We start from the raw sequence: 13,743 nt of genomic DNA on the forward strand, positions 1-13,743 counted from the left end.
CGCCTGCGGCCTACACCCCGACGGCCCCGGCGTACTCCGGCTCCCCGGGGTTCGGACCGCCCCCGAGCCCGTACTCCGACGCCTGGTCCGCGCCTCAGCCGCCCGCCTCCTCCCCGCAGGACCGGACGGCCCCGAACCCCAGGCGCTGGTGGGGCCTGACCGTGGCCGCCCTGGCGCAACTGACGGTGGTGCTCCAGGCGGGAGCCTTCTCCATCTCCCTCCCCCTCGTCTCCAGGTCCCTCGGGATCTCCTCGGACGGGCTGTCCCTGCTGGTCCAGATCTACACGGTCGCCCTCGCCGCACTGCTGGTGCTCGGCAGCCACGCCGCGGACCTGATGGGGCGCAGACGGACGCTGGTCATCGGCCTGGTGGGAGTCGCGGCGGCGTCCGCACTCGGCGGCCTGGCCGGCGGCTCCCTCCTGCTGCTCTGCGCCCGTGCGCTGCAGGGGCTCTCCGCCGCCCTGGTGACGGCGGCCTCCCTCGCCGTGGTGGTCGCCGACTTCACCGTCCCCAGGGAGCGCGGCAGGGCTCTGGGAATCTATGCCGCGATCACGGGGGGCGGCTCGGCGCTCGGACTGTTCGCGGGCGGCTGGCTCCTGGAGAACCTCAGCTGGCGGGTGTCCCTGTACGCCGCCGTCCCCGTCGCCGTGCTCCTCCTGATCTGTGCGCTCACCCTGCCGCAGGACGGCCCGGCCCGCAGCGAACCCGACTTCGACGTGGTCGGTGTGCTGCTCGGCTCCGGTGGGCTGGTCGCCCTCAGCTGGGGCCTCACCCGGGCCGGGTCGCAGGGCTGGTCCGACGGCCTGGCCCTGGGTCTGCTGGTGGTGGGTGCGCCGCTGTTCGCGGCCTTCCTGTGGTGGCGGTCCAGGGCGTCGGACCCCGGCCGTCCGCTGCCGTCCGTCAAGGACGCCGACCGTCTCGGTGCCTGTCTGGCCATGGTCCTGGCGGGCGCCGGACTCTTCGCCCTTCTGCCGTCCCTGAGTTTTCTGCTGCAGCAGGTCCTCGGCTACTCCCCGGCCGCGGCCGGTGCGGCCTTGCTGCCCCTGGTCGCCGGGCTCGCGGTGGGCTCCACGCAGGTCTCCGCCCGGCTGCAGACCCGGATGGCACCCCGCGTCCTGATCGTGGCGGGCCTGGTGGTACTGGCGCTGGGGCTGGTGCTTCTGACCGGCGCCGACGGCGCCTATCCGGCCCGGGTACTGCCAGGGCTGCTCCTCGCCGGTTTCGGCGCGGGTGTGGCCCTGGTGCCGATTTTCGCGACCGCGACCTCCGGTTTCTCCCCGCACCGCCCCGGCGCGGCCTCGTCCGCCGTCAACGCGGCCCAGCAGGCGGGAGCGGCGATCGGCTCGGCGCTGTTCGCCGGAGTCCTCGTGACCCGGCTGGGCCCTGTGTCGGGGACGGGCGACGGGATCTCCAAGGCGGTGCTGAGCGGCTGCGCCACGACCCTGTGGTGGGCGGCCGGCAGCGTCCTGGTGGCCGCACTGGCGGCCGGGCTGATGATCACAGCCCGCCCTCGCACATCCCGGTGACCGGCGCCGGGAGAGGCCGGCCTGCCGCGAGATCCCCCGACCGACTTCGTGGGTCCGGCAGGCTGGGCCCGGGGCCGCGCGGGCCCCTCTGTGGGCGCCGGTTGCGGTGCGGCCGTGCCTGGGCCGGGAAGGGGAATGTGCGCGTCACTGCCCACCGGGGGCGGTGGCTGCGACCGCGCCGACGTCCGGGCCCCGCCCGCCCCACCGTGCTGCCCTGCGGCAGCCCGCCGTGGGCCGGGAGCGCAGCGGCCGATGGCCCTCAGGGCCGCCGCGGCGGCTGGTACCCGTCCGGTTCCGAACCGCGGACGAGGGCCTGTACCTCCCCGCTGCCCAGCGCCGCCCGTACCGCGACGCCGTAGGCCAGCAGGCTCCAGCCGACCACGGCGGCCAGGTCCCACCAGTCGGGCAGGGCGCCGCTGCCCCCGTATCTGCCGAGCCCACCGATCAGCACGAGGCCGCCCAGCCACGGCCAGACCCAGGCGGAGGACCGGAGGTGGAGGGAGGGCTGCCGGCCGCGGGGGGTGGCGATGCGGACCGAGGCGAAGACCGCGAGCCCGACCAGCAGGACGACGCCCAGTTTCCAGTCGGCCTGGTAGCCCGACCAGTAGACGATCAGGCCGGCCGAGACGAAGGCGGCCGGGGAGAGCACCCGCCAGGCCGGCAGGCGGTAGGGCCGCGCCCGCCCGGTGTCCCTCAGCCGCAGCGCGTGCAGCGCGACCGGGGCGAAGGCGTACATGATGGCGGTCGCCGAGGTGGCCAGGCCCACCAGCGACTGCCAGCTGGGGAACGGCAGGAAGGAGACCACCCCCACGACCAGGGCCAGGGCCAGCGACGCCAGAGGCACCCCGCGCCGGCCGATCCGGGCCAGGACAGGCGGCAGCGCCCGTTCGCGGGCCATGGCGTAGGAGAGCCGGGAGGAGGCGGCGACGTACACCAGGCCGGTCCCGGCCGGGGAGACGACCGCGTCGATGTAGAGCACCACGGCCAGCCAGCCGGCTCCGGCGGCGCCCGCGAGGGCGGCGTACGGGCCGAAGTCCCCCCTGCCGACCGGGTCGGCCCAGCCGTGCAGCAGCCGGGCGGGCTGGATCGCGGCGAGGAAGGCCACCTCCAGCAGCAGATAGACCACGGTGCCCGCCGCCATGGCGGCGATCACCGCGCGGGGGACGTCCCGCTGCGGCCGGCGGGCCTCCCCCGCCATCTGGACGGCCTGCTCGAACCCCTGGAGTGCGAAGACCACGCCCGCCGGGAGAGCGGCGAAGACCCCGTGGGCACCGTGGGGGGCGAATCCCCCGCCCGCGGTGAAGTTGGAGCCGTGGAAGGACAGGGTCATCAGGACGACGACGGTCAGCAGCGGGACGGCGGTCTTCCACACCACGGTCAGCGCGTTGGTCCGCGCAAGACGCCCGACCCCGGCGATGTTGACCAGGGTGAAGAAGACCATGAAGCACGCGGCGGCCAGCAGCCCCGCACCGGTCAGGGTGCCGTCCGGGTGCAGCAGCCCCACATGGTCGTGCACCCAGCCGATGTGGTCCGCGTAGGACAGGGTGGCCTCGACCTCGATCGGGGCGATGGTGACGGCCTGCACCCAGGCCATCCACCCCGCGGTGAAGCCGGCCAGCGAGCCGAAGGCGAAGAACGGGAACCTCGCGGTGCCGCCGGCCACCGGGTAGGCGGCGCCGAGTTCGGCGTGGACCAGGGCCAGCAACGCCAGCATCGCCGCGGCCAGCACCCATGACACCAGCGACGCCGCTCCGGCGACCGTCGCCGCGGTCAGGGCGCCCAGCAGCCACCCGGAACCGATGATCGACCCCAGCGAGACGCACAGCAGCCCCCAGAAGCCGACGTCGCGGCGCAGACGCCCGGCGGCGCCCTCGGTCACGGCAGTGCCCATGGCACGCCTCCCCCCGGGGTGGTCCCGCACTCGATTGTCCCGCGGTCGCGGCGGCCCTTCACGGTGTGCCCGGCCCATGGGCGAGGTGGCTGCTCAGCCAGGGCAGTACGGTGCGGTACATCCGTTTCCAGGTGCCGAAGTTGTGCCCTCCGGTGTCCAGCACCAGGGTGCTCACCCGGGTCGGCGGGCGAGCCCCCTGACGGAACCGGGCCAGGTCCGCGGGCCGGCTGGTCCGGTCCTGGAGCGTGGTGGCGAGCAGCAGCGCCACCGGCGGGTGGCTGCGCCGGACGAGTTGCTGCGGACTGTTGGCGGACCGCAGCGCGGCGGACGGCAGGGCGGCCGGATCGCCGTCCAGCGGGTCCGGGGACATCGCCGCCCCGGTCGCGAAGACCGAGGGGAACTGCAGGGGCAGCTTCACCGCGCAGAAGCCGCCGGTGGACAGGCCGAGCAGGGCGCGGCCGCGGGCGCCGGAAAGGGTCCGGAAACTCCGTCCGACGATGGCGGGGACGTCGCGGGCCAGCCAGGTGGCGGTACGGGTCGCCCCCACGTCACTGCAGTCGGTGTTGACCCGGCCGGGGTCGATCACCGGCGCCACCAGCAGGAAGGGCCGGACCCGGCGCTGGGTCAGCAGGCCCTCGACGGCCTGGGGCATCTCCCCGGCGGTGAACCAGGTCTGCGGTGAGCCGGGGATCCCGTGGAGCAGCATCACCACGGGGAATCCGGTGGTGCGGTAGGCCGGCTGGTCGTACTCGGGGGGTGTCCACACCAGGATCCGGCCGGAGAGCCCGGACTGCGGTCCGCGCGCACGGGTCAGTAGCACCCCGTCGGCCTGCCGGGTGAAGGTGGGCGCGGGGCCGGGCGGTCCGGCCGCCGCGCCGCCTCCGGGGCCGGTGAACACCGCTTTGCCGCTGCTGGTTCCCAGCAGGTCGGACCAGGAGGTGTAGAGGCCGAAGGCGTTGTTGATCCAGGCGGCCACCACGGCCACGGCAAGCAGCTGGCACACCGCCACCATGGCGATCCGGGCGAGCACCGCGGCCGGGGGGCGCGGGCCCGGGATGCGGTTCCCGAGGAGGGCGGTCGCCAGGGTGGCGGCCACGCACAGGACGATCAGCACAGCGAGGAAGGCGCCGCTGGTCAGGCCCATCCGGCGGTCCCTCCGCCGGGCCTGCGCGCCCGGGTGGCGGGATGCCGGTGCGGTGCTCCGCGGGTGCGGGAGGTACACGGGCGACGACCGGGCGGCATGCCCTCCACCCAATGCCGCGGGCTCGATGATCGCAATCCCGGCGGCAGGCCGGCGGCCCTCCCGCGGTGGCCTGTGGAGCGGGAGAATGGGTGGAGTCCAGACCGGCTCCGCCGACCCGGTCGGTGACCGCCCACCGGGCCGGCCGGAACCGGGTACACCGCCGGGAAGGTGGAGGTCGTGTCCACCCTGCGGGCCCGCCCGGCACCGGGCCGCCCCTCCGCACCGCGACAGGAGTCCCCTCCGCGCGCCTCGCGGGGGCGGCTCGGGCCGGGGGCTGCGGCGGCCACGGTCTGGTATCTGCGGGTGATGGCGCTGCTCAATCTGCTGTCCGTGGTCTCGGCGTCCTTCCGCGACGAGGTCCGGGACCACAACGCCGGCCAGTACTTCACCCCGTACCTGGCGACGGCGGGCCTGGTCACCGTGGTGCTGGCGTGCTTCCTGGCGGTGGTGATGCGGCGCCGCAAACGCGCGGCCTGGCTCTTCAACATGGCGCTGGCCTGCCCGCTGCTGCTGCTCTACGCCCTGGCGATGACCTCCGGTCAGTACCGCGGGCACGGTTTCAACTGGTTCTCCCTGGTCCTGACCGCGCTCTTCGTCGCGGCCCTGGTGGCGGGACGCCGCGAGTTCCGGGCGAGGGGCGACCGGTGCAACCCCGGGCTGGCACTGGCGGTGTTCGCCGGGGGACTCACCGCGACGGGTGTGGTGGGCACCCTGCTGGTCAATGTCACCAACACGGTCGCCGGTGCCTCGCTGGGCGACCAGATCTCCTACGCCCTGCTGCGGGTGGTCACCCTGGTGCCGTCCTCCGACGACTTCGACGCCGTCGCCACCCCCCGCTGGGTGGACGCCGTGATCAATGTCCTGGCCGCGCTGCTGTTCCTGCTGGTGCTGTATGTCTGCTTCCGTGCGCCGCGCGGCCGGAAACTGCTCACCACCGAGGACGAGGAGCAGCTGCGCGCCCTGCTGGACCGGTACGGCGAGCGGGACTCGCTCGGGTACTTCGCGCTGCGCCGGGACAAGGCCGTGGTCTGGTCGCCCAGCCGCAAGGCCGCCGTCACCTATCGCGTGGTGGGCGGGGTGACCCTGGCGTCGGGCGACCCGCTCGGCGATCCGGAGGCCTGGCCGGGCGCCATCGACCAGTGGCTGCGGCAGGCCCGGGACCATGCCTGGGTGCCCGCCGTGATCGGGGCCGGCGAGGAGGCCGGGACCGTCTATGCGCGGCACGGCTTCGACGCGCTGGAGCTCGGCGACGAGGCGATCGTGGAACGAGCCGGTTTCACCCTGGAGGGCCGTGCCGTGCGGTCTGTCCGCCAGGCGCACAACCGGGTGCGCCGCGCCGGGTACACCGTACGCATCCGGCGGCAGCGGGAGATCCCGCCGGAGGAGATGGCGGACCTGCTGGACCGGGCGGACCGGTGGCGTGAGGGCGAGGTGGAGCGGGGCTTCTCGATGGCGCTGGACCGGCTCGGCGACCCCGCCGACGGATGCTGCCTGGTCGTGGAGTGCCATGACGTGGGCGGCGCGCTGCGGGCGGTGCTCTCCTTCGTGCCCTGGGGCTGCCGCGGGCTCTCCCTCGATGTGATGCGGCGGGACCGGGACGCGGACAACGGCCTGGTGGAGTTCATGGTGGTCGAGCTGCTGCAGCGGGCAGCGCAGGTGGGGGTGGACCGGGTGTCGCTCAACTTCGCCGTCTTCCGTGCCGTCTTCGAGCGCAGTGCCCGGCTCGGTGCGGGTCCGGTGCTGCGGCTGTGGCGCGCGGTGCTGTCGTTCTTCTCCCGGTGGTGGCAGATCGAGTCGCTGTACCGGGCGAACGCCAAGTACCGGCCGGTGTGGAAGCCCCGCTATCTGCTGTTCGAGAAGAGCAGCGAGCTGCCCCGCGTCGGCCTCGCCTGTGCCCGCGCCGAGGGCTTCCTTGCGGTGCCCGCCCTGCACGGCCTGGTGGGGTGGCGGCGCCGGCGGGCCGACGCGGCGGAACCGCCGCTGCACCTCGGGTCGGCCGCCTGACCGCCGCCGGTCCCTGCCGCTTCCGCCGGGCCTGGCCGGGCGTCGGCGGCCCGCCCCTGTTCGAGGGGCCCTGCCCCGCCACCGCACCGGCGGGTACGGTGGAGGCCGCCCCTGAGGGAGGTTCAGACCTTGGTCCCGGTCCCGGACGACCTGCTGAGCATCGGAGAGCTGGCCCGGCGTGCGGGCGTCACGGTCAAGACGGTGCGCTTCTACTCCGACCTGGGGCTGCTGCCCGAGGCGGTGCGCAGCGGTGGTGGGCACCGCCGCTACGACGCGCAGGCGCTGGAGCGGCTGCAGCTGATCCGTTCGCTTCGCGCGCTGGACCTGCCGGTTTCGCAGGTGCGCCGGGTCCTCGACCGCGGGGAGTCCCTCGAGGACGTGGTGGCACGACAGTTGGGCGAGTTGGGCTCCCGCATCGCCGCGCTGCGCCGGCGCGAGGCGGCGCTGCGGCTGCTCCATGACTGCCCGGCCGGGCAGCGCGCCGAGCGGCTGCGTCTGGTCGGTGCCGTCGCGTCCCCGCCCGGCACCGACGCGATGGTGCGGTTCTGGCGCCGGGTGCTGCCCGCGGGGCTGCCCGTCCGGCTGAGGTCCGCGGTCATCGACGCCGCTGTACCGCAGCCGCCCTCGGAGCCGCACCCGGAGCAGCTGCTCGCCTTCGCCCGGCTGCATGCGCTGGTCTCCCCCGCCGTCGACGGCTGCCTCGCGGAGCGGCCTCCGGCCCGGGCGCTGCGCCCGGGCGTGCTGTACGACGGCCTCTTCGAGGCCTATGAGCTGGCCTGCGGCGATGTGCTGGCCGGACGTGCGCCGCACGAAGGCGGGGCACTGGACTGCTTTGTCTCCGCCCATGCCCGCTCAATGGGCCGGGCCGACAGCCCCGGTTTCCGGCGGCAGCTCGGCGCCGTGCTCGGGCGGGCCGCGGAACCGGTCATGGACCGCTACTGGGCGCTCGCCGCCGAGGTGACCGCCGGCGCCCCGTCGTCCGCACCTGCCCGGCCCACCCTGGGCGCGGTCGAGGAGTGGCTGCGGGCGGCGCTGGACGACCAACTCGCCCGCTCGTCCTGAGGGTTGTCCCGGCGGTACGGCGCAGGGCGCGGGGATGCCCGGTGAGCGGGCCCGTCCCCCGTCGGCGGCCTGCCGGGTGGCCGCCGGGACGTCCGGGCGGCACCGCGTCCCTCAGGGGCCCGGGCCGCGAGTCGTCCGTACCCGCAGCCGCTGCGGAGGCACGTGCGGCGGGGCAGGCGCCGGCCGCCGGAGAGACGGTAAACCCGTTCGACCGGCCTCGGGCACCGCCGCTACGGTGATCATCCGCGCGCAGACGGACCGCGGCAGACCGAGGAGGACGCGATGACCCGGACGGCGACGACGACCCTGTGGCGTCCCACCGGACCGCAGGAGCTCGCGCTGGTCGAACAGTCCGGCTGGCGGGAGTGGCCGCCGCGGCTGCCGGAGCAGCCCATCTTCTACCCGGTGCTCAACGAGGAGTACGCGATCCGCATCGCCCGGGACTGGAACGTGCCCGCCCACGGGGTCGACTATGTCACCAGGTTCGAGGTGGATGCCGGGTTCGCCGCGCGCTACCCGGTCCGGCAGGTCGGCGGGCGGACGATCCTCGAGCTCTGGGTGCCCGCGGGGGAACTGGCGGAGTTCAACGCGCACATCGTCGGCCCGATCCGGGTGGTGCACGAGTACCGGGCCACCGGATGAGCGCGGGTGACCGCCGGTCCCGGGTGCTGCTCACGGCGGGGCAGCGGACCAGCACCGGCGTACTGCTGGCCGAGGCCGCCCTGCGGCGCGGGCTGGCCCATGTGGCGTCGACCGGCGACGCCGGCCGTGACGCGGCCGCGCTGGCCGGGCGCCCGGCGCACTGGTACGGCGGACCGCTCGCGGCGGACCGCTGCGCCGCGGCGCTGGGTCTGGCGCTGCTGGAACCCCATGACGCCTGGGCTGCGGAGCTGCCGCGGGAGTTCACCCGGCGGCGGATCGAGCTGACCACGCTCGCGGAGGCCTGGACCGCGACGCGCCCCCGGTTCGTCAAACCGCCGAGCGACAAGCAGTTCCCGGCTGCCGTCTACGCCGACGGCAGCCGGCTGCCGCGTACCGGCGACCGTATCGGTCCGGACACCCCGGTGCTGGTCAGCGAGGTGGTCACCTTCGCCTGCGAGTACCGGCTGTTCGTCCTGGACGGCCGTGTGCACGCGGGCAGCCGCTACGCCCGCTTCGGACGTCTCGACACGGCCCCGCTCACCGGCGAGCGCAACGAGGCGGCGGTCCGCGCATTCGCCGCGGCGCTGCTGGCCGACCGCGGGGGCACGCTCCCCAGCGCGGTCGTCGTGGACGTCGGCCTGATCCAGGACCCGGACTCGGGTGCGGACCACTGGGCCGTGGTGGAGGCCAACATGCCGTGGTTCGCGCACGCCTACACCGCCGGCCCCGACGCGGTGCTCGATGTCGTACTGCGCGCGACCGGGCCGCTGGGGTCCGTCGCTCCGGCCGACCGCAGGTTCCTGCGTCCCGTACCGGGCGGGCCGCCGGTCAGTCGTGCGCCGGGTACCAGCGCAGCTCCACGGTGTTGCCGTCCGGGTCGCTGACGTAGAGCGAGACGGCGGTGCCCTGGGCGCCGAACCGCCTGCCGGGGCCGTCGACGACGGTGAACTCCCCGGAGTCGACGACCTGCTGCCAGTCGAGGGGCTCGACGACCAGGCAGATGTGGTCGACGTTCGCGCGCCGCCCGGCGGACCCGCCGCCCTCGGGACCCGGGCGGTCGCGGACGAGGTCGATGATGGTGGTCGGGCTCACCCGTACCGAGGGGAAGGGCGCCCTCCCCTCGCGCCATTCGTCGACCCTCACGGGTGCGAGGCCGAGCTTGCCGCAGTAGAAGTCGATGGAGCGCTCGATGTCGGCGACATTGAGAACGAGGTGGTCGAAGCCGATCACGCGCATGATTTCTCCGGGGTGGCAGTTGATCGAATAGAAATAGCTTAGCAGCAAGCTACTTAGATTCAAGCTTCTTTCCATGGAGCAACCGTGTGCCAGACTGTCGCCATGGACCGCGACCCGACCACCCGCCCGGATCCCGTCGACCTGATCACGGACCAGTGGGCCCAGGTCCGCCCCGACCTGCGGACCGACGCGATGGCCGCGTTCGGCCGGATCTACCGGATCGCCCGCACCATGGGCGACCGGATGGAGCGGACCTACGCGCGGTACGGCATCAGCCGGGGCGAGTTCGACGTCCTCGCCACCCTGCGGCGCGCCGACGCCCCGCACTCGCTCTCCCCCCGCGAGCTCACCGCAACCCTGATGCTCACCACCGGAGGCATGACCGGTCGCCTGGACAAACTGGAACGCGCCGGACACATCACCCGCTCCCCCGACCCGCACGACCGGCGCAGCGTACGGGTGACCCTCACCCCCGCCGGCCTCGACCTGGTCGAGGCGGCGGTCGGCGCCGGCGTCACCGTGCAGCAGGAGGCGCTGGAGGTGCTCACCGGCGGCGAGGTCGCCGAACTCAACCGCCTGCTGCGGCTGCTGCTCGGCGCGACCAGCCACTGAGCCCCCGCGCCCGGCCGCGCTGTCGGTGGGGCGTGCCAGGATCGGAGGCATGCGGGAGTCCGCCCACGACACGGGCGAACTGTGGTGGTCCACCGGGGTGCGGTGGCACCACGGCCGTCCCGCCCTGGGCTGGTACCACCGACGCCACGGGGAGCGGCTCGGGGCGTGGCTGCTCGGTGCGGAGCTGGCCTTCACCGCCGGGGTGCAGCGGCGCTGCCTGGGCGTGCGGCGGTCCCACGGCCGGCTGCCCTGCCCGTCCGGTGCCGTGCTGCCGCCGACCGGGACGCGTGCCCAGTGCGCCTCCTGCTCGGCGCTGGACCGCTCCCGGTCCGTCGCCGCGGACACCGTCCCCGACGACCCGCAGCCCTACCACCTGTACCTGGCCTACTTCACCGCCGGGCTCGTCAAGGTCGGCATCAGCGCGGTCGCCCGCGGCACGGCCCGGCTGCTGGAGCAGGGCGCGATCGCCCATCTGCTGATCGGCCGGGGCCCGCTGATGGCCACGCGCCGCGCCGAGGCCGTCCTGGGCGCGGCTCTGGGCCTGCCCGACCATGTGCGGGCCGAGGCCAAGCGGCCCGCACGCGAGGGCCTGCCGCCGGTCGCGGAGCGGCTGCGGGAGCTGACCGCGCTGGGCGCCCGCTGCCATGCCCTCTCCGGGTGGCCGGAGGCACTGCACCGGCTGCCGGGCGAACCGGCCGACCACTCCGCCGCCTACGGCCTGGAGCCCGGCGGCGCACCGGCGGTCGACGGCCGGGTGGTCTGCCTGGCGGAGGGCAGCGGGGTCGCGGGCGTGGTGCGCGCGGTGGTGGGGCCGGATGTGTACCTGGACAGCGACCGCGACTCCCGGCTGCTCCTGGACGGCCGGCACCTGGCGGGCTGGCCGCTGCGCAGGGATCCGTCCGCCCGTACGGACGTGCCGCTGGCGCGGGCCGCCGAGCCACCGTCCGCGGATCAGCCGCAGCTGTTCTGACGGACGCGGCTCCGCCGCCGCGGAGCCGAGAAGCGAGGCCCCGGTTGCCCCGTGGGCGGACAGCTGCGCGGGCTACCCCGCGAGCGTCTGCGTGCCGAGCACCGTGAGCAGGGCGAGGCGTTCGGCGTCCTCAGTGCCGGGCTCGGCGGTGTAGATCATGATGCGCAGGTCGCTGCCCGCGACCGTCAGAACGTCGCAGTCCAGGGTGAGCGGGCCGACCTGCGGATGGTCGATGATCTTGCGTGCGGCCTCGTGGCGGCCCACGGCACCGGAGTTCCACAGCTCCGTGAACCGCTCACTGTTGGCGAGCAGTTCGGCGACCAGCCGCCGCAGTGCCCGGTCCGCCGGGTAGCGGCCGACCGCCCCCTGCAGGTCGGCGACGAGCGTGGCCTCGAACACGCGCCGGTACTCCGGTGTGTGCCGGGCCCGGGTGCCCGGTCCGAGGAACTGCCGCCACACCCCGTTGCGCTCGTGGCCGCGCCACCCGGAGGGGTCGCCCATCAGTGCCGCATAGGGCGGATTGGACATCAGCAGCGTCCATGCCGCGTCGTAGACCGCGACGGGCGTCCCGGTCAGCCTGTCCAGCAGCCGCTGCACACTGGGGGTGATGTACGCGGGCACCGTCTCGGGGCCCGGAGGGGCCAGCCCGGCCAGCCGGAACAGGTGCGCCCGCTCGGTGCCCGACAGCCGCAGGGCCCGCGACAGCGCCTCGACGACCTGCGTCGACGGACTGGTCGCGCGCCCCTGCTCGATACGGGTGACATAGTCGACGGAGATCCCGGCGAGCAGCGCCAGCTCCTCCCTGCGCAGCCCCGCGGCACGGCGGTGGCCCGCGGCGGGGAGCCCCGCCTCCCCCGGAGGGAGGCGGTCGCGCCAGCGGCGCACCGCCCGTCCGAACTCCGCTGTCGCCATGCCCACCAGTGTGCACCGCGGGGACGCCGGGCTGCCTGGTACCAGCAGTCCCAGGAAGACGGGGCCACTGGCTGACGTCCCGGGCACGACGGAGTCTGGGGGCATGACGACAACACTGATCACCGGAGCGAACAAGGGGCTCGGTTTCGAGACCGCCCGCCGACTCGTCGAGGCTGGCCACACGGTCTACCTCGGCAGCCGGGACGCCGAACGGGGACGCCGCGCCGCCGAGCGGCTGGGCGCGCGGACGGTCCTCCTCGACGTCACCGACGACGCGTCGGTCGAGGCCGCCGCGAAGAGCATCGCCGCCGACGGCGGCCTGGACGTCCTGGTCAACAACGCGGGCATCGAGAGCCGTACACCAGACGGGGGTGTGATCGGCGCCGGGGAGCTGACCGCCGACATGATGCGGCAGACCTTCGAGACCAATGTGTTCGGCCTGGTCCGCGTCACCCGCGCGTTCCTGCCCCTGCTGCTGCGGTCCGCCCGTCCGGTGATCGTCAATGTGAGCAGCGGCCTTGCCTCGCTGGCCGGGGTGACCACTCCCGGCACACCCGCCTACGCCTATCCGGGGGTCGCCTACCCGGCGTCCAAGACCGCCGTCAACATGGTCACGGTGCAGTACGCCAAGGCGTTCCCGGGCATCCGGATCAACGCGGTGGAGCCCGGCTACACGGCGACGGATCTCAACGCCCACACCGGTACGCAGACCGTCGAGGAGGGCGCCGAGATCATCGTCCGGATGGCGCAGATCGACCCCGACGGGCCCACCGGGGGCTACTTCGACGTCGAGGGGCCCATCCCCTGGTGACGGCGGGGCGGCCGGGCCGGGCGTTGCCCGCTGCTGACCGGTGGTCAGGAACGTCCGCACCGCCCGCACGGTGCCGCAGACGGCCTGCGCCGGCCGGTGCGCTGTACAAGGCCGGGGCTTCGGCCGGATCACAAGGTCCGGGGGCCGGATCCGGGTTCCCCGAGGGGCTGCGGAGGGCCCGAGGGCGGCCGGTGCGCTGCGGCCTGGAGCAGCCGCAGACCGCGGGAGATCTCCTCGACGAGTAGGGCGGCGAACCGCTGGTGGCGGCCACGGTAGGCGCGGAGTTCGGCGTTGGCGCGGCGGGCGAGCGCGAGCGCCGCGAGGAGCAGCCGGGGACTGGGGCGGTGGGCGAGGAATGCGCCCACATGCTCGTGGAGGCCCGGCCAGCGCACCTGTCTGCTGAGGATGGACAAGGAACGCAGCCCCTCGGTGACCGCGGCCCGGTCCCGGCCCAGGTGGACGCGGATCAGTTCGGCCAGGTCGTCGGCCACTTGCGGAGCCATCGGCAGATCACCGCGGGCGATGGCCTCCCGCAGATCGGCCCGGGCCTGGTCATGGCGGCCGCGGTAGGCGCGGACGACCCCGCGCCCCGTCCAGGCCCAGGGGTCCGCCTGTGCGGCGTCGCCGGGGACGCCGGCGATCGCCCGGTCGAAGTCGGCCTCCGCCTCCACCAGATCGCCGCGCTGCCAGCGCAGCCAGCCGCGCATCGAGAAGGCGTACCACCAGGGCTCGGGACCGCTGAGGGCCTCGTCCAGCGCGGCCAGCGCCTCGTCCTCGCGCCCCAGGCAGTGCAGGGACCAGCCGCGGCGTGCGACGGGCCAGGTCTCGCCCCGC

General features: G+C 74.7%; 13 protein-coding genes. 8 read left to right on the top strand and 5 right to left on the bottom strand.

The annotated features are described in order from the left end of the window. On the top strand, positions 1 to 1,526 hold a 1,526-nt coding region (locus AOK09_RS17835; protein ID WP_079063171.1), incomplete at its 5' end, for an MFS transporter. Between the two features lie 259 nt (positions 1,527 to 1,785). On the opposite strand, the gene AOK09_RS17840 is transcribed toward AOK09_RS17835, so the two are convergent. Next, on the bottom strand, positions 1,786 to 3,417 hold the full coding sequence (locus tag AOK09_RS17840) for an APC family permease (RefSeq protein WP_055588204.1): 1,632 nt from the start codon (positions 3,415 to 3,417) through the stop codon (positions 1,786 to 1,788). Positions 3,418 to 3,475: 58 nt separating this feature from the next. Then, positions 3,476 to 4,561, bottom strand: a complete 1,086-nt coding sequence (locus tag AOK09_RS17845; protein WP_055588205.1) for an alpha/beta hydrolase — start codon at positions 4,559 to 4,561, stop codon at positions 3,476 to 3,478. Positions 4,562 to 4,837: 276 nt separating this feature from the next. On the opposite strand from AOK09_RS17845, the gene AOK09_RS17850 reads away from it, so the two are divergent. The 4 genes from AOK09_RS17850 to AOK09_RS17865 all read left to right on the top strand — a co-directional run bounded on the left by AOK09_RS17850 (position 4,838) and on the right by AOK09_RS17865 (position 9,252). Further along, complete coding sequence (locus tag AOK09_RS17850; RefSeq protein WP_245687341.1) at positions 4,838 to 6,664, top strand: phosphatidylglycerol lysyltransferase domain-containing protein; 1,827 nt, start codon at positions 4,838 to 4,840, stop codon at positions 6,662 to 6,664. Between the two features lie 129 nt (positions 6,665 to 6,793). Continuing rightward, positions 6,794 to 7,726 (top strand): helix-turn-helix domain-containing protein, encoded by a 933-nt coding sequence (locus AOK09_RS17855; protein ID WP_055588206.1) that lies wholly within the window; start codon positions 6,794 to 6,796, stop codon positions 7,724 to 7,726. A 282-nt stretch (positions 7,727 to 8,008) separates the two neighbouring features. Next, a complete protein-coding gene (locus AOK09_RS17860) occupies positions 8,009 to 8,368 on the top strand; it encodes a hypothetical protein (RefSeq protein WP_055588207.1) in 360 nt (119 codons plus the stop codon). Continuing rightward, the gene (locus tag AOK09_RS17865; RefSeq protein ID WP_063795990.1) at positions 8,365 to 9,252 is read left to right on the top strand and encodes an ATP-grasp domain-containing protein; all 888 of its coding nucleotides are present in this window, start codon (positions 8,365 to 8,367) and stop codon (positions 9,250 to 9,252) included. The genes AOK09_RS17860 and AOK09_RS17865 overlap by 4 nt, the downstream gene beginning before the upstream one ends. Here the strand turns inward: AOK09_RS17865 and AOK09_RS17870 are convergent. Continuing rightward, the gene (locus AOK09_RS17870) at positions 9,197 to 9,604 is read right to left on the bottom strand and encodes a VOC family protein (RefSeq protein WP_055588208.1); all 408 of its coding nucleotides are present in this window, start codon (positions 9,602 to 9,604) and stop codon (positions 9,197 to 9,199) included. The two genes, AOK09_RS17865 and AOK09_RS17870, sit on opposite strands and share 56 nt — an antisense overlap. A gap of 102 nt (positions 9,605 to 9,706) precedes the next feature. Here AOK09_RS17870 and AOK09_RS17875 point away from each other — a divergent pair, with 102 nt between their 5' ends. Beyond that, positions 9,707 to 10,216, top strand: coding sequence for a MarR family winged helix-turn-helix transcriptional regulator (locus tag AOK09_RS17875; RefSeq protein ID WP_055588209.1), 510 nt, complete (start codon positions 9,707 to 9,709; stop codon positions 10,214 to 10,216). A 49-nt stretch (positions 10,217 to 10,265) separates the two neighbouring features. Next, a complete protein-coding gene (locus AOK09_RS17880) occupies positions 10,266 to 11,186 on the top strand; it encodes a DUF2797 domain-containing protein (RefSeq protein ID WP_055588210.1) in 921 nt (306 codons plus the stop codon). Positions 11,187 to 11,258: 72 nt separating this feature from the next. On the opposite strand, the gene AOK09_RS17885 is transcribed toward AOK09_RS17880, so the two are convergent. Continuing rightward, positions 11,259 to 12,098 carry a helix-turn-helix transcriptional regulator gene (locus AOK09_RS17885; protein ID WP_055588213.1) on the bottom strand — a complete coding sequence of 280 codons (840 nt, stop codon included), beginning with the start codon at positions 12,096 to 12,098 and terminating at the stop codon, positions 11,259 to 11,261. 103 nt (positions 12,099 to 12,201) lie between these two features. Here AOK09_RS17885 and AOK09_RS17890 point away from each other — a divergent pair, with 103 nt between their 5' ends. Further along, complete coding sequence (locus AOK09_RS17890; protein WP_055588211.1) at positions 12,202 to 12,909, top strand: SDR family NAD(P)-dependent oxidoreductase; 708 nt, start codon at positions 12,202 to 12,204, stop codon at positions 12,907 to 12,909. Positions 12,910 to 13,037: 128 nt separating this feature from the next. Here AOK09_RS17890 and AOK09_RS17895 read toward each other — a convergent pair. Then, on the bottom strand, positions 13,038 to 13,743 hold a 706-nt coding region (locus AOK09_RS17895; RefSeq protein WP_169797041.1), incomplete at its 5' end, for a tetratricopeptide repeat protein.

The organism is Peterkaempfera griseoplana, assembly GCF_001418575.1.
GTDB classification, from domain to species: Bacteria; Actinomycetota; Actinomycetes; order Streptomycetales; family Streptomycetaceae; genus Peterkaempfera; species Peterkaempfera griseoplana.